Raw genomic sequence first — 14740 nt, 5'->3', positions numbered from 1 at the left:
TTCGGTCGCGCCCTCCGGTCGCGCGCTTCCTTCGCGCCGCTCAGTCGCGGCGGCGGGCGATCTGCACGTTCTCCAGCACGCCGAGCGCGTCGGGCACGAGGACGGCGGCGGAGTAGTAGGTGGTGACCAGGTACGAGATGATCGCCTGCTCGCTGATGCCCATGAACCGCACGGACAGGCCGGGCTCGTACTCCTCGGGCAGGCCGGTCTGGCGCAGGCCGATGACGCCCTGGTTCTCCTCGCCGGTGCGCATGGCGATGACGGAGCTGGTGTTGTCCTTGCTGATCGGGATCTTGCCGCAGGGCAGGATCGGCACCCCGCGCCAGGCCGGGACCGCCTGGCCGCCGAGGTCGACGTGGTCCGGGTAGAGCCCGCGGGCGTTGAACTCGCGCCCGATCGCCGCGATGGTGCGCGGGTGGGCGAGGAGCAGCTTGGTGCCGCGGCGGCGGCAGAGCAGCTCGTCCAGGTCGTCGGGGGTGGGCGGTCCGGAGTGGGTCTGGATGCGCTGCTTGAAGTCGGCGTTGTGGAGCAGGCCGAACTCCCGGTTGTTGATCAGCTCGTACTCCTGGCGCTCACGCAGCGCCTCGATGGTGAGCCGGAGCTGTTCCTCGGTCTGGTTCATCGGCCCGTTGTAGAGGTCGGCGACCCTCGTGTGGACCTTCAGCACGGTCTGGGCGACGGAGAGTTCGTACTCGCGCGGCTTGAGCTCGTAGTCCACGAAGGCGCCGGGGAGCTCGTACTCGCCGACGTGGCCCGCCGACATGGCGATCTCGGCCTCGCCGTGCTTGTTCTGCCGCTGGAGCGGGAGGGAGCTGAAGTCCTGGATGTGGGCCTGGAGGCTCGGTGCCGAGGAGAGCACCGAGGCGAAGTCGTCCCGGGAGAGCGTGAGCAGGACGCCCGAGGTCTCGGCGGTGGCCGTGTAGTCCCACCTGGCATCGGCGTCCAGAAGGGCGTTCTCGCCGAACTGCTCGCCGTCGGCGAGGACGGCGACCGCGATCTCGTCGCCGTACTTGCCGGCGGAGGTCTGGCTGATCCGGCCGTGGGCGATCAGGTGGATCTTCTCGGCGGGGGTCCCCCGCTCGACCAGCACCTCACCGGCGCGGAACTCCCGCTGCTCGCAGCGGCCGGCCAGGGCGGTCAGCACGTCCACGTCCTCGAAGCCGCGCAGCAGGGCGAGTTCGCCGAGCTCCCGGGGGATGACCCGGACCGTGGCGCCGTCCTGGACGAACTCGATGCGCCCGTCGCCGACGGTGTAGCTCAGCCGGCGGTTCACCCGGTAGGCGCCGCCCTTGGTCTCCACCCAGGGAAGCATCCGCAGCAGCCAGCGGGAGGTGATCTCCTGCATCTGCGGGGCGGACTTGGTCGTGGTGGCGAGGTTGCGGGCAGCCGCGGTGCTCAGGCTGGACTGCGGCCGGGATGGCTCCAGCTGGGCTTCCGCGCCGGTGTCAACGGTCATCGGGCGAGCTCTCCTTCGCGAAGGAGGCGACCGGAACATACTCGTACCGATCGCCATAAGAGGGATGTAGAGGTGGAAATCTCTGGGAATCGCCCCAGATCCCGGGGAACAGTAACGGCCTGCACGACCGGATCACCCAGCCAGACGGGGGGCATTACCTCGAAGCGGTGATCTTGCTTCATGCGGGGTTTAACGGGGTGGACATCGGCATTCCGGCCATGCGGCGGAAGCCTCGGCCGGCACACCGCGTCAAAGTCCGGGCCACCCGGGGAGGGCGGCACGTGCGTGAGCGCCGGATCCGGCCAAGGGGCGCGCGACGAGGTTTCACCCCCGTCGAACGGCCGTGCCGTGCCTGGGAGTCGGCGAAAGGGACGCACGGGGGGCGCTCGCGGTGCCTCCGCGCCACCTTCCGATGCCCCTCACCTCACCCCCGGAGGCCCCGCCAGGAGAAGGTGCATGCGCCACGAGACGTTCCCCGGGTCTTCACATCCGGCGCCTTCCCGGTTGGCATGGACACTCCTACCCTTCGGTTGCACCGCCCCCAGCCATCCCCCCTCAACCGGAGGTACCGTGTCCGGCGCGCCCAGACAACGCCGCACCGCCCTTCTCTCCGCCCTCGGCCTCGCGGCCGCCTCGCTCGGCCTCTGGGCCGGACTCGGCGGTACCTCGGCCCAGGCCGCGGCGACCGTTCCCACCCCGGACCACGTGGTGGTCGTGGTCTTCGAGAACCACGCCTACAGCCAGGTCATCGGAAGCTCCAGCGCCCCGTACATCAACTCGTTGAAGACCGGCGGCGCCAACCTGACCCAGTCGTACGGCGAGACCCACCCGAGCCAGCCCAACTACTTCGCCCTGTTCTCGGGCTCCACCCAGGGCATCACGGACGACAGCTGCTACACCCCCGGCTTCTCGTCCGCGCCCAACCTGGCCTCCGAGCTGATCGCCGCGGGCAAGACCTGGGCCAGCTACAACGAGACGCTGCCCAGCCAGGGTTCGACCACGTGCAGCAGCGGCAAGTACGCCCGGAAGCACAATCCGTGGTTCGGCTTCTCCAACGTCCCCACCTCGTCGGCGTACACCTTCGCCCAGTTCCCGACCGACTACACCAAGCTGCCACAGGTGTCCTTCGTCGTCCCGAACCTGTGCAGCGACATGCACGACTGCTCGGTCGGCACCGGCGACACCTGGCTGAAGAACAACCTCGGCGCCTACGCGACCTGGGCGAAGACCCACAACAGCCTGCTCGTGGTCACCTTCGACGAGGACAACAGGCTCGCCGGGAACAAGATCCCGACCGTGCTCTACGGCCAGCAGGTCACCCCGGGCTCGACCTCGTCCACGACGTACAACCACTACAACCTGCTCCGCACCCTCGAGGACATGCACGGGACCTCGCACGCCGGACAGGCCGCCAACGCGACCCCGATCACGGGCATCTGGACCTCGTGACGTGTACGTAGCGGACAGTCGCGGCACCCCCGCGACACCCGCGTCCGCCGGCCGGAGCGACCGCTCCGGCCGGCGGGCCGCCGTCGCCCCCACCGTGCCGGCACTCGGCACGGTCAGCCTGATCACGGACGTGTCCTCGGAGATGGTCACGGCCGTGCTGCCGCTCTACCCGGTCGCGGGGCTCGGCCTGTCGCCGCTCGGCTTCGGCCTGCTCGACGGGGTCTACAACGGCTTCAGCGCGCTCGTCCGGCTCGTCGGCGGACACCTCGCCGACCGCGGCGGCCGCCACAAGACGGTGGCCGTGCTCGGCTACGGCCTGTCGGCGCTGTGCAAACCCCTTCTCCAGGTGGCGGGTTCAGTGCCGCTGATCGGCGCCGTGCCGGCCGCCGACCGCACCGGCAAGGGCCTGCGGACCGCGCCGCGCGACGCCCTGATCTCGCTCGCCTCGCCGGCCGATGCCCGCGGGCGCGCGTTCGGCGTGCACCGGGCGATGGACACCGCCGGCGTCCTGATGGCGGCGGCCGCCGGTGCGGTCCCGGACGGACTCCGCTCCTCCGGGCCGGCGTTGGTCCAGACGGGCCAGGCGCTCGCCCGCTTCGGCTGCTCGATCGCGTTCGGCGCCGCCTGGACCGCCTGGGGCGACCGCACGGCGCTCGGCACGGCGACCGCCGCGCTGGCGGTGTGCGTGGCAGTGGCGTTCGCACTCCTCCCCGCGCCCTCCCGGAGCACCGCGCCGGAGGGCCCGTCCGACCCGAAGGAACAGGCCGCATGACCCTGCGCGTCAAACTGCTCGTCCTGCTGACGGCGCTGGCCGTCCTCGGCGGCGTCGCCGCTGCCTCGCTGCTGCACGCCGCGGACCGGGCCGCCGAGAAGGACCGTACGCAGGCGGGCGGTCCGCCGGTCACGTCCGGGCAGGTCTCGCTCGCGCCCGGCGCGGCCCGCCTGCTCGCCTTCCGCAACATGGCCTGGGGGCCGCACCGCGACGAGCTGACGACCGTCCCGGCCGCGGCGCCGACGGGTCCGCGCACCGCGTCCGGGGTGAAGTGCCTGCGCTTCCACGCCGCCGCCGGCACCGGGATCTGCCTCCAGGCCGAGCGCGGCACGGTGGAGGACGCCTACCGGGCGGTGGTCCTGGACGCCGCCCTCAAGGAGCGGGCCCGCTACCCGCTGCCCGGCATCCCCACCCGGGCCCGGGTCTCCCCCTCGGGCCGCTTCGTGGCCTGGACGGTGTTCGTCGGTGGCGACTCGTACGCGGGCACGGACTTCTCGACCCGTACCGCCGTCCTGGACACCGGGACGAACCGGCTCACGGCCTCCCTGGAGGAGTTCGCGGTGGTCAAGGACGGCAAGGGCCACCACGCCGCCGACACCAACTTCTGGGGCGTCACCTTCTCCCGCGACGACCGGCACTTCTACGCGACGATGGCGACCGGCGGGAAGACCTACCTGGTGCGGGGCGACCTCGCCGCGCGGACCGTCACGACCCTCCACCAGAACGTCGAGTGCCCGTCCCTCTCCCCCGACGAGACCCGGATCGTCTACAAGAAGCGGGTCGCCGGAGCCCCCGCCGACGCGCCCTGGCGGCTGTACGCCCTCGACCTGGCCACGCTGCGCGAGACCCCGCTCGCGGACCGCCGCAGCGTCGACGACCAGGCGGTCTGGCTGGACGACCACACGGTCGCCTACGCCCTCCCGGGCGACTACGGCTCCGACCTCTACACCGCCCCGGCCGACGGCTCCGGCACCCCGGCCCGGCTCCTGTCGGCGGGGCTGGCACCGGTGGTGCTGGGCGGGGCGGGGCGGTAGGCCCACGGCCGGACCGACCCCGCCGCGCCGACCCGCCCCCGCCCGAGCACGCCCCGGCGCAGTCCAGGACCTTGTCCCGGGTGTGCGGCCGGACCGAGTCCGGGCTGCGGCAGACCCGCGACACCGTCGCCCTGGGCCGCGCCTACGACGTCCTCGTCCACCTGCACCGGGTCCGGGCGGCGGACAGGCTCCGGCAGAAAACGGTCGAGGGGCCGTTTCAGATCTCTCTGAAACGGCCCCTCGATCAACGACTCTTTCGAGTCGGGACGACAGGATTTGAACCTGCGACCCCTTGACCCCCAGTCAAGTGCGCTACCAAGCTGCGCCACGTCCCGGTGCCCGTCTGACCTGGGGTTTCCCCGGCCGAACGCGCATGAGAACCATACCGCACTTCCCCGGGTGGTCACGAACCAGTTCGAGGCTTGACCTCAAGCGCGCTTGAGGTAGCACCGTGTAGAGCATGACGAACACGACGTACACACCGTCGGCGCCCGAGGCCGCCGTCCGCGAGCTGCACCGTCTGATGGCCCTGATGACCGGGGACGAGAAGCACTCCACCGCCGCCACCTCCACCCTCGACGCGCTCTGGGTCCTCTACGACCGCGTCCTGCGGGTCTCGCCCGGGACCGCGGACGACCGGGGGCGGGACCGGTTCCTGCTGTCGAAGGGGCACGGGCCCATGGCGTACTTCGCCGTGCTGGCCGCCAAGGGGTTCTTCGGCGAGGAGCTGCTCGGCGGGTTCGGGGAGTACGGCTCGCCGCTCGGGCACCACCCGGACCGGACGCTCGTGCCGGGCGCCGAGATCGGGAGCGGGTCGCTCGGGCACGGGCTGCCGCTCGCGGTGGGGAGCGTGCTCGGGCTGCGGGCCCAGGGGCTCACCGATCCGCGGGTGTGGGTGCTGATCGGCGACGCCGAGCTCGACGAGGGCAGCAACCACGAGGCCATCGGTTACGCCGGGCCCGCCGGCCTGGAGCAGCTGCACACCCTGGTGATCGACAACGGTTCCGCCTCCTACGGCTGGCCCGGCGGCATCGCCTCCCGCTTCGAGGCCGCCGGCTGGTCCGCCGAGACCGTCGACGGGCGTGATCACGAAGCGCTGTACGCGGCCTTCACCGCCCCGCACCCCGGCCGGCCGCGCGCCGTCGTCGCCCGCGTCGAGCCCAAGGGCGCCTGAGCGCGCCGGCCACCCCCGCCGCCCCGGCCTCCCCCCGCCACCGCCACCCTTCATCCCCCCGTCACCCCGCCCTCCCGAGGAGAGCCCCTTCCATGGACACCATGCGTGATCGTTTCATCGCCACCACCAGCCGGCTGCTCGACGAGGACCCGCGGCTCGCGGTCGTGCTCGCCGAGATCAGCAAGGACGGCTTCCAGCAGGCACTCGAACGGCACCCCGACCGCGTGCTCAACGTCGGCATCCGCGAGCAGCTGCTCATCGGCGCGGGCGGCGGGCTCGCCCTCACCGGGATGCGGCCGGTCATGCACACCTTCGCCAGCTTCCTGGTCGAGCGGCCCTTCGAGCAGCTGAAGCTGGACTTCGGGCACCAGGGCGTGCACGGCGTCCTGGTCAGCGCCGGCGGCTCGTACGACTGGCCGGCCGGCGGGTTCACCCACATGTCGCCCGGAGACGTCGCCCTGATGGACACCCTCGACGGCTGGACCATCCACGTGCCGGGACACCCCGACGAGGCGGAGACCCTGGTGCGGGAGGCGGTGGCGGGGGGACGGTTCCGTGTACGTCCGCCTGTCGGTGCACGCGAACGCCACCGCACGGCCGCGCACCCGGAGCGGGTTCAGCGTGGTGCGCGAGGGCTCGCGGGGCGTCGTCGTCGCGGTCGGGCCGATGCTCGACAACGTGCTGGCGGCGACGGAAGGGCTCGACGTCAGCGTGCTGTACGCGACCACCGTGCGCCCCTTCGACGGCGACACGCTGCGCCGGGCGGTCGCCGCGGCCCGGCCGGACGTCGTCCTGGTGGAGCCGTACCTCGAAGGGACCTCGACGGCCGCCGCCAACGACGCACTGTCCGAGGTGCCCCACCGGGTACTCGGGCTCGGCATCGGGCGCAGCGAGCTGCGCCGGTACGGGACGGTCGAGGAGCACCTGGCCGGGCAGGGCCTGGACCCGGCCGCCCTGCGGGCACGGATCGACGCCTTCGTCCGGTGACGGGGGCGGGATCGGCGGTGGGATCGGGGCGGGATCGGCGGTGGGATCGGGGGCGGGACCGTCGGGTCCCGCGTTCCCCCCTTACCGTTCCCTACTCCCCCTCCACCCGCCCCACCTCCGGATGGCGGTCCGCCAGCTTGCGCGTCGCCGCCTGGCGCCAGGAGTCGGACAGGATCGCGCGGAGTTCGGCCTCGTCGTCGAGGGCGCCGAGCCGGACCCTGATCCACGCGTAGCCGTCGTCGTGTCCCTCGCGCAGGAAGAACTTCGCCGGCTCGGCGGCGATCAGCTCGTCCCGGTCCTCCTTCGGGCACTTCACGCCGATCGCCTGGTCGTCGTCGTCCAGCGAGGCGAAGATCCGTCCGCCGGCGCCCGCGCGGAAGGTGGGCATGCCCCAGGCGAGTTTCTCGACCGCCTCGGGCAGGGAGAGGGCGATCCTGCGCACGTCGTCGGAAGTGGCCATGCTCCGACCGTACGGCCTCCCGGCGGGCGACGAGCCCGGAACGGCGTACGCGCCCGCGCACGTACCGTCACCGGCTCCCCTCACTCCCTGTGACGCGCCCTCGCGCCGGGCAATGCTTCCACGCGCCCCTGCGGAGGCGCGCGAGGCCCGCCGGGAAGGCGTGAGGTGGCCAGGGCCCAGTGTTTCCGGGCCGTGTGCGCCTCGGGGGGTGCTTCCGGAATGATGTCCCTTCGGTGAAGAAGGGGTCTATGGGGCGTCCCGACCGGCCTCGACGCCATATGCCCACCAAAGCTTTGCCGTTGGCATGTGGCAGAAAGATGCCCTCGGGGAATGACCTTCGAACCGGACTGAGCAGGCCAACATCTCGCGAAACACAGTCGGAAACAATCGTCAACCGTTCCTGTTTCAGACAAACTTGGTGGCGATATTGATCCGTCCGAGAAAGATCAACACCATGAAGTGGTCGGCCTGTTCGGGACGGGACCACTGCCGATGCACCACCTGCTCGGACCACTAGACGAGCGGGAGTTTCGCAGGGGAGGACTCGTATGGACGGCTACTTCAGCAGCCGACTGCATCATCAACTCCGTGAGACCGTGCGGGACTTCGCAGAGCGTGAGGTTCGGCCACGGATACCGGAGATGGAAGCGTCACGCTCGGTCCACCACGAACTGTCCCGATACATCGCCGAACAGGGGTGGCTCGGGGCGACTATCAGCCATGAGTACGGCGGGATGGGCGCCGGCCACCTGGCCAAAACCATCATCATCGAGGAGCTGTCCCGGGTCAGCGGCGCCATGGGCGCCATGGTCCAGGCCTCACAGCTGGGCACGGCCAAGATCGTGCACTTCGGGAGCGACGAACAGCGCAAGACCTGGCTTCCGGCCATCGCCGCCGGCGAGTGCCTGCCGACCATCGCGGTCACCGAACCGGAATCCGGGGGCCATGTCCTCGGCATGTCCGCGACCGCCGAGCGGGACGGCGACGACTACATCCTGAACGGCAGCAAGGTGTACGTCGGCAACAGCCACGTGGGCGATCTCCACGGGGTCGTGGTCAGGACCGGTCCCGGTTCGAAGGGACTCACCGCTTTCCTGGTCGAATCCGATCGCCCGGGGTTCAGGACCGGTCCGCAACAGCCCGCGATGGGCCTCCACGGGTTCAGTTTCGGCGAACTCATCTTCGAGAACTGCCGGGTTCCGGCCTCCAACCGGCTCGGCGACGAGGGGGACGGCCTCGCCGTCGCCTACTCCTCCAGCGTCCTCTACGGCAGGGCCAACCTGACGGCCGTGTCGCTGGGTATCCATCAGGCCATCCTGGAGGAGACCACCCGGTTCGCCACCGAACGGATCCGCTACGGCGCACCGCTCGCCGAACTCCCTACCGTCAAGCTCAAGTTGGGCCAGATGCAGTCGCGTCTGATGACGGCCAGGCTCGCCGCCTACCACGCGGTCCATCTCCTCGACCAGGGCATGTCCTGCGACACCGAGCTGATGAACGCCAAGCTGGTGAACGTCGAGTCCGCCATCGACTCGGGCCGCAACGCCATGGAGATCCACGCCGCCGCGGGCCTCTTCGTCAACCGCCCCATCGAGCGCTATCTCCGCGACGCACACCACATCTTCGCCCCCGCGGGCACCTCCGACATCCAGCTCCTGCGCCTGGCCGAGGTCGCCCTCGGACAGGACAAGGGCAGCTGGTCGGAGCGCCTGTCCGAGCTGGTCCGTCTGGAGCCCGCGGGCTGCTGACGGCGTCCACCGAAGAACCGTGCCCCGGGGTCCGGCAAGGGAGCCGAACACCGGGGCACCCGTACGTGACGGCGGCCCGCGCCGTCAGATCATGCCGTCCTCGCGACGGTGGATCTGCTCCACCAGCTCGGCCGCCATCGTCTTGATCGTCTCCAGACCGACCCGCCCCCAGGGGTGCACGTCGGTGTCCACCACGCAGATCGTGCCCAGGGCGACGCCGGTCCGGTCGATCAGCGGCGCTCCCATGTACGAACGGATGCCGATCTCGTCGACGACCGGGTTGCCCGCGAACCGCGGATAGTCGCAGACGTCCTCCAGGACCAGCGCCTTGCGGCGCACCACCACGTGCGGGCAGTAGCCGTGGTCGCGGGCCATGTAGCGGCCGACTCCGCCGCTGCCCGCCGCGGCCGCGCCCAGGTCGGAGCCCGAGTGGGTGCCGGCCGGGGTGTGCAGTCCGGCGAAGAACTGCCGGTTCTCGTCGATGAAGTTGACCATCGAGAAGGGCGCGCCGGTCACCTCGGCCAGCCGCCGGGCGAATTCGTCGAAGGCCGGGTCGGGCTGCTCGCCGAACCCCAGTTCGCGCAGACGGCGGACCCGGGTGGGCGCCTCGTTGTCGATGGGGGTGAGCAGCATATGACCGGTCGGGTCGTAGGTCATGTCGTGGCTCCGTAGCTCGGCACGGCGGCCGGGATGGTGGTCAGGAGGTGCTGGACGAGGGTCAGCAGGGTGCGGATGCCGGAGCTGGAGATCCGGGCGTCGCAGAGCAGCACCGGGACCGTCGGCTTGAGGTCGAGCGCCGACCGCACCTCGTCGGGGTCGTAGCGGAAGGCCCCGTCGAACTCGTTGACGGCGACCACGAATCCGATGCCGCGCCGCTCGAAGAAGTCGATGGCGGAGAAGCACTCCTGGAGACGCCGGGTGTCGGCGAGGACGACCGCTCCGAGCGCACCCTCGGAGAGCTCGTCCCACATGAACCAGAAGCGCTCCTGGCCGGGGGTGCCGAACAGGTAGAGCACGTTGCGGTCGTCGAGGGTGATGCGTCCGAAGTCCATGGCGACGGTGGTCGTGGTCTTGGACTCCACGCCCTCCAGGCTGTCGGTGGCCGCGCTGACCGAGGTCAGCAGCTCTTCGGTGCTCAGCGGTTCGATCTCGCTGACCGCGCCCACGAAGGTCGTCTTGCCCACGCCGAACCCGCCCGCCACCAGGATCTTCAGCGCGGTGGGAAAGGGGTCGGCGGCGAAATCGTGGCGCTCAGAGCCGTTGTCGTAGGCCATCGAGCACTGCCTCCAGCAAGGAACGGTCGGTTGGGTTGGCGTGGAAGCGGGGCGCGCGGGCGGTGATCGCCCCGCAGTCCACGAGGTCGGAGAGCAGGACCTTGGTGACGACGGCCGGGAGCCGTAAGTGCGCCGCGATCTCCGCCACCGAGGTGGGTCCGCCGCACAGCCCCAGGGCCAGGCTGTGCTCGGGGCCCATGTGCGGCTGGGGGCTGCTGCCGGTGGCCATCACCATGGAGAGCAGGTCGAGCGCGGCGGTCGGCTTGGTCCGGCCACCGCTCACGGTGTACGGGCGGATCAGCCGGCCTGCCGCGTCGTCCAGCCAGGGTCCTTCCTGGTGGGACCCCATGGTCACTGCCCCGCACTGCCCGCCGCGCCGGCGGCCTGTCTGGCCGGGGTGACCAGATACGGCCGCACGCTCTTGACGAGCATCGCCATCTCGTAGCCGAGCACGGCGGCGTCCGCCTCGCGGCCCGCCAGGACGGCGAGACAGGTGCCGGACCCGGCGGTGGAGACGAAGAGCAGGGTGGAGTCCAGCTCGACCACCACCTGGCGCACTTCACCGCCGTCGCCGAACCGCGCTCCGGCGCTGCGCCCGAGCGAGTAGAGCCCGGAGGCCAGCGCGGCCATGTGGTCGGCCGCGTCGGGGTCGAGGCCGTGGACGGATTTCACGAGGCCGTCGGAGGAGAGCAGAACGGCGTTGCGGGTGTAGGGGACCCGCTGAACCAGACCGCTCAGCAGCCAGTCGAGATCCGAGGAATGGCCGTGCGGCCCATTGCTCGCCATGGTGCATCTACTCCTTGTGCGCGTCGCCTGGACGCAGCGGTTCACGGGGGGAGGGCTGGGATTCGGCGAGTCCGATGCCGCGCTGGAACGCGGCCATCAGACCCGGGTCGTGCAGGGCGTGCTCCTCGGGCCTGCGGGCCGTGGGCTCGTCGCGCAGCTGCGGGACGAGGTGTTCCTGGGCGCGCCGCTTGGGGAGGACGGGCCTGCCCGGTGCTCCGGTGCGCGGGGCCGGGGGGACCTCGGGCGCCGGGGCGGGGAAGGCGGTGCCGTGCCCGGTGGGCTCGGCGTGGCTGGGCTGGGGCGGGACACCCGGCAGGCCGGGCGCGGCGGGGGCCGCTTCGGCGTAGACCGGGCGGGGCGGGAGCGGTGCCTGCCCGGGCGCCTGCCCCGCCGGGTGCGCGGGTGCGTGCGCCTGCGCCGGCGCGTGTGCCTGCACCGGTACGGGGGCCGGGGCGGGTACGTGCGCGGGCGCGGGTACGTGCGGGGGCGCGGGCGCCGCCGGGGCGGGGGCCGGGAGGGGTGCGACCGCCGGGATCGGGGCGGGTGCGGGGACGGCCGGGGCCGCCGGGGGCGCGGCCTGGACCTGCGGGGCGGCGGCCGGTGCGGCGGCCGTGCTCCGGTCGCCGGCGCGGGCCAGGCCCTCGGGGTCGGAGCCGAGGAGTCCCTGCGGCAGCACGAGGACGGCCTGGACGCCGCCGTAGATGTTGGACTGGAGCCGGACGGCGATGCCGTGGCGCCGGGCGAGGGCCGAGACCACGAAGAGTCCGATGCGTCCGTCCTGGAGCAGGTGCGCGACGTTGACCTGGTCGGGGTCGGCGAGCAGGGCGTTCATCTTGTTCTGCTCGGTGACGGGCATCCCCAGGCCGCGGTCCTCGACCTCGATGGCGAGGCCGGCCGTGACGTACTGGGCGCGCAGCAGCACCGTGGTGTGCGGGGCGGAGAACACGGTGGCGTTCTCGACCAGTTCGGCGAGCAGGTGGATGACGTCGGCCACGGCATGGCCCCGCAGCGTACCGTCGATCGGCGGCACCAGCTTCACCCGCGGGTACTGCTCGACCTCGGCGATGGAGGAGCGCAGGACCTCGGTCATGGTGACCGGGTTGGACCACTGGCGGCGGGAGATGGCACCGCCGAGGACGGCGAGGTTCTCCGCGTGCCGGCGGATGCGGGTCGCGAGGTGGTCGACGTGGAACAGGCCCTTGAGCAGCTCGGGGTCCTCGACCTCGTTCTCCAGCTCGTCGAGGAGCTGGATCTCGCGGTGGACGAGGGACTGGAGCCGGCGGGCGAGGTTGACGAAGACCTCGACCTTCTGTTCGTTTCCGACGCTGCTGGAGAGCCGGGAGGCCTGCACGACGGCGCTGACGGCGGCTTCGTGAGAGCGCGTCAGTTCGTGGGCGAGCAGGTCGAATTCATCACTCGATCCGGTGCCGGCCGGGGTGGCGGGCCGGGCTTCCGGCATCTCGCCCCTGCGCAACTGTTCGACGACCGTACGCAGTTCGCTCTGACTGCGGGCGCTGCTGCGGCGCAGGGCGTTGGCGCGGTCGAGGACGGCCTTGGCGGCCCGGTCGGCTCCGAGCGCGGCGGCGGTCACCGAGGCGACCGTGAGCGCGGCGGCCCCGGTGAGGGCGGCCCAGAGGCCGGGCGTGACCTCGGCCCCGGTGGAACGGATGGTGAACAGCACGGCGGCGGCGCCGCCGAGCGCGACGGCGACGGCCGGAAGAACGGAGGTACGCAGCAGTTGGGGTCGTATGCGCGCCTCGGCGGGAAGCGGCGCGGGGGACTGTACGGAACCGGCGCCGGCGGGACCGGCGGCGCCGCGGGCGCCCGACCGGCCGTGGCGCCCGCCCTCGCGGCGTTCGGACCGCGGGGCGGGTGCGCGAAGTTGAGACATGAGTGTCCTTGGTACGTGCCCAGGAATCGGCGTACTACGGGGGTGCACTACGGAGAGGATGACTACGTGTGTGTGATGAGCCTACCGATGATCACCAAGCACCCACTGTAGTCGTCAACCGTTCATGTGCGGTGCGCAGTTGGCAAACTTACCCCGTGCGGAGCCCCGGTCTGCTAGCACCCCTCGCGCGACCGGCCGAGACCTGTCGGCCGAAACCCGACGCACCCGCTTCGGCGGCGGGAACGGAAGAGGGCGGAGGCGTGTGCACGCCTCCGCCCTCCACGGGAAACGCCCGCGACCGGAATCCGGTGCGGGGACCATCGACTACGGGGTGGGCGCCGCCTCCTGCGCGCTCCGCCCGCTGTCCGCGTGCCGCTCCCCGGCGACGTCCACGACGCCCGTGTGCGCGTTCGCGTTCGCGTCGCCGCCGCCGGCGCGCACGCCGTGGCGGTCCGCACCGCCCGCGCCGCCCCAGCCGCCCTCGGGGGCGTGCGCGACGGCGCGCCACCAAGGGGCCTCGGGAAGCACGGCCGCGCCCGGTTCGAAGGGCTCGCCGGGCCGCGGCAGCGCGAGCCGCTGTCCGGCCTCCGCGCCGGCCGCCACGGTGCCCTCCCCCGGCTCCGCCCACGGGTGCGGTGCGAGGTTGAAGGTGCCCCAGTGGATGGGCAGCATGACGCCGTGCGGGCGGCCGCCCTGGAGGTCGAGGTGGGCGCGGACGCCCTCGGCCGGGGTCATGTGGATGTCGGGCCAGTACTCGGAGTAGGCGCCGATCTGGATCATGGTGACGTCGAAGGGGCCGTGGGCCGCGCCGATGTCCTCGAAACCGGAGAAGTAGCCGGTGTCGCCGCTGTGGTAGATCCGGTGCTCGGGCCCCTCGACGGTCCAGGAGGCCCAGAGGGTGTGCTGCTGGTTGCGCAGGCCCCGGCCGCAGAAGTGCCGGGCCGGGTTCGCGGTCAGCCGCAGGTCGCCGACCTCGGTGGACTCGGTCCAGTCCAGCTCGCGCAGCCGGGAGGCGGCCACGCCCCAGCGCTCCAGGTGGGCGCCGACCCCGAGCGGCACCGCGAAGAGGGTGTCCGTGCCGGCCAGCGCCTTGACCGTGGGCAGGTCCAGGTGGTCGTAGTGGTCGTGCGAGATCACCACGACGTCGACCGGGCCGAGCGCCGCCAGCGGGACGGGGACGGGGTGCAGGCGCTTGGGGCCGGCGAAGGCGAAGGGCGAGCAGCGGTCGCCCCAGACCGGGTCGAAGAGCACCCGGCGGCCGTCGATCTCGGCGAGGACGCTGGAGTGCCCCATCCAGGTGATCCGGAGCCCCGAGGCCGGCGGCCGGGCCAGGTCGGCCAGGGTGGTCGGGTGGACGGGGATCGTGCCGGTGGGGGCTCGGCGCGCCCGTGCCTCCTTCTCGAAGTAGATCTTCGCGAACTCGACCGTCGAGCCGGACGGCCGGTGCCGGGCCCGCTCCGGATTCACGAACACCCCGTCCGCGAAGTTCGGGGAACGGCGGATGCGCTCCAGGCGCTCCCCGGTCGGGTCGGCGCCGAAGGCCTCGGGGCGCAGCGCGCGCAGCCGTGCCCGCAGTGAGTGGTCGGGGCCAGTGCCGGTCACAGGACCTCCTGAAAGTCGAGGATCTTTTCATTATGGGCGGCCCGCGGCCTCCGGCGCCCGGACGATCAGCCATACTGAACCGCTATTCAGTAAGAACGGGAGTACCG

At 71.9% G+C, this 14740-nt stretch carries 12 protein-coding genes, 1 tRNA gene and 2 pseudogenes; 6 read left to right on the top strand and 9 right to left on the bottom strand.

Features of this window, described 5'->3' with window-relative positions; all coding sequences use genetic code 11:
* Nucleotides 1–40: 40 nt before the first annotated feature.
* On the bottom strand, nucleotides 41–1456 hold the full coding sequence (locus tag ABD981_RS08725; RefSeq protein WP_046911052.1) for a family 2B encapsulin nanocompartment shell protein: 1416 nt from the start codon (nucleotides 1454–1456) through the stop codon (nucleotides 41–43).
* Nucleotides 1457–2026: 570 nt separating this feature from the next.
* On the opposite strand from ABD981_RS08725, the gene ABD981_RS08720 reads away from it, so the two are divergent.
* From ABD981_RS08720 to ABD981_RS08710, 3 genes and pseudogenes are all read left to right on the top strand, one after another.
* The gene (locus tag ABD981_RS08720; RefSeq protein ID WP_046911053.1) at nucleotides 2027–2905 is read left to right on the top strand and encodes an alkaline phosphatase family protein; all 879 of its coding nucleotides are present in this window, start codon (nucleotides 2027–2029) and stop codon (nucleotides 2903–2905) included.
* 1 nt (nucleotide 2906) lies between these two features.
* A pseudogene (locus ABD981_RS08715) lies at nucleotides 2907–3431 on the top strand (MFS transporter); the annotation flags it as partial.
* A 242-nt stretch (nucleotides 3432–3673) separates the two neighbouring features.
* Nucleotides 3674–4711 carry a TolB family protein gene (locus ABD981_RS08710; RefSeq protein ID WP_046911055.1) on the top strand — a complete coding sequence of 346 codons (1038 nt, stop codon included), beginning with the start codon at nucleotides 3674–3676 and terminating at the stop codon, nucleotides 4709–4711.
* Between the two features lie 261 nt (nucleotides 4712–4972).
* Here the strand turns inward: ABD981_RS08710 and ABD981_RS08705 are convergent.
* Nucleotides 4973–5046: transfer RNA gene (locus ABD981_RS08705), tRNA-Pro, on the bottom strand.
* A gap of 125 nt (nucleotides 5047–5171) precedes the next feature.
* On the opposite strand from ABD981_RS08705, the gene ABD981_RS08700 reads away from it, so the two are divergent.
* Nucleotides 5172–5885 (top strand): thiamine pyrophosphate-dependent enzyme, encoded by a 714-nt coding sequence (locus ABD981_RS08700; RefSeq protein ID WP_046911056.1) that lies wholly within the window; start codon nucleotides 5172–5174, stop codon nucleotides 5883–5885.
* Nucleotides 5886–5977: 92 nt separating this feature from the next.
* Nucleotides 5978–6872 (top strand): annotated as a pseudogene (locus ABD981_RS08695) (transketolase family protein).
* A gap of 91 nt (nucleotides 6873–6963) precedes the next feature.
* Here ABD981_RS08695 and ABD981_RS08690 read toward each other — a convergent pair.
* The gene (locus ABD981_RS08690) at nucleotides 6964–7332 is read right to left on the bottom strand and encodes an MmcQ/YjbR family DNA-binding protein (RefSeq protein ID WP_046911057.1); all 369 of its coding nucleotides are present in this window, start codon (nucleotides 7330–7332) and stop codon (nucleotides 6964–6966) included.
* A gap of 548 nt (nucleotides 7333–7880) precedes the next feature.
* Here ABD981_RS08690 and ABD981_RS08685 point away from each other — a divergent pair.
* On the top strand, nucleotides 7881–9080 hold the full coding sequence (locus ABD981_RS08685; protein ID WP_046911058.1) for an acyl-CoA dehydrogenase family protein: 1200 nt from the start codon (nucleotides 7881–7883) through the stop codon (nucleotides 9078–9080).
* 84 nt (nucleotides 9081–9164) lie between these two features.
* On the opposite strand, the gene ABD981_RS08680 is transcribed toward ABD981_RS08685, so the two are convergent.
* The 6 genes from ABD981_RS08680 to ABD981_RS08655 form a co-directional block, all read right to left on the bottom strand.
* On the bottom strand, nucleotides 9165–9737 hold the full coding sequence (locus ABD981_RS08680; protein WP_046911059.1) for a GAF domain-containing protein: 573 nt from the start codon (nucleotides 9735–9737) through the stop codon (nucleotides 9165–9167).
* Complete coding sequence (locus ABD981_RS08675; RefSeq protein ID WP_046911060.1) at nucleotides 9734–10354, bottom strand: GTP-binding protein; 621 nt, start codon at nucleotides 10352–10354, stop codon at nucleotides 9734–9736. The genes ABD981_RS08680 and ABD981_RS08675 overlap by 4 nt, the downstream gene beginning before the upstream one ends.
* Nucleotides 10332–10703, bottom strand: a complete 372-nt coding sequence (locus tag ABD981_RS08670; RefSeq protein ID WP_046911061.1) for a DUF742 domain-containing protein — start codon at nucleotides 10701–10703, stop codon at nucleotides 10332–10334. Before ABD981_RS08670 ends, ABD981_RS08675 begins: the two co-directional genes overlap by 23 nt.
* A gap of 2 nt (nucleotides 10704–10705) precedes the next feature.
* A complete protein-coding gene (locus tag ABD981_RS08665; RefSeq protein ID WP_046911062.1) occupies nucleotides 10706–11140 on the bottom strand; it encodes a roadblock/LC7 domain-containing protein in 435 nt (144 codons plus the stop codon).
* A 7-nt stretch (nucleotides 11141–11147) separates the two neighbouring features.
* Nucleotides 11148–13031, bottom strand: a complete 1884-nt coding sequence (locus ABD981_RS08660) for a sensor histidine kinase (RefSeq protein ID WP_345528611.1) — start codon at nucleotides 13029–13031, stop codon at nucleotides 11148–11150.
* A gap of 324 nt (nucleotides 13032–13355) precedes the next feature.
* Nucleotides 13356–14633 (bottom strand): MBL fold metallo-hydrolase, encoded by a 1278-nt coding sequence (locus ABD981_RS08655; protein ID WP_046910944.1) that lies wholly within the window; start codon nucleotides 14631–14633, stop codon nucleotides 13356–13358.
* Nucleotides 14634–14740 lie beyond the last annotated feature (107 nt).

Source organism: Streptomyces showdoensis, from assembly GCF_039535475.1.
Taxonomy (GTDB): Bacteria; Actinomycetota; Actinomycetes; order Streptomycetales; family Streptomycetaceae; genus Streptomyces; species Streptomyces showdoensis.
Note: the sequence above shows the minus strand (reverse complement) of the source record. Positions and strands in the feature narration are given on the sequence as shown.

Bases quoted from the DNA above. Each gene is read 5' to 3' on its own strand.
- ABD981_RS08660 (WP_345528611.1), bottom strand. From the start codon at position 13,031: ATGTCTCAACTTCGCGCACCCGCCCCGCGGTCCGAACGCCGCGAGGGC.
- ABD981_RS08680 (WP_046911059.1), bottom strand. From the start codon at position 9,737: ATGACCTACGACCCGACCGGTCATATGCTGCTCACCCCCATCGACAAC.
- ABD981_RS08685 (WP_046911058.1), top strand. From the start codon at position 7,881: ATGGACGGCTACTTCAGCAGCCGACTGCATCATCAACTCCGTGAGACC.
- ABD981_RS08670 (WP_046911061.1), bottom strand. From the start codon at position 10,703: ATGGGGTCCCACCAGGAAGGACCCTGGCTGGACGACGCGGCAGGCCGG.
- ABD981_RS08700 (WP_046911056.1), top strand. From the start codon at position 5,172: ATGACGAACACGACGTACACACCGTCGGCGCCCGAGGCCGCCGTCCGC.
- ABD981_RS08690 (WP_046911057.1), bottom strand. From the start codon at position 7,332: ATGGCCACTTCCGACGACGTGCGCAGGATCGCCCTCTCCCTGCCCGAG.
- ABD981_RS08665 (WP_046911062.1), bottom strand. From the start codon at position 11,140: ATGGCGAGCAATGGGCCGCACGGCCATTCCTCGGATCTCGACTGGCTG.
- ABD981_RS08675 (WP_046911060.1), bottom strand. From the start codon at position 10,354: ATGGCCTACGACAACGGCTCTGAGCGCCACGATTTCGCCGCCGACCCC.
- ABD981_RS08725 (WP_046911052.1), bottom strand. From the start codon at position 1,456: ATGACCGTTGACACCGGCGCGGAAGCCCAGCTGGAGCCATCCCGGCCG.
- ABD981_RS08710 (WP_046911055.1), top strand. From the start codon at position 3,674: ATGACCCTGCGCGTCAAACTGCTCGTCCTGCTGACGGCGCTGGCCGTC.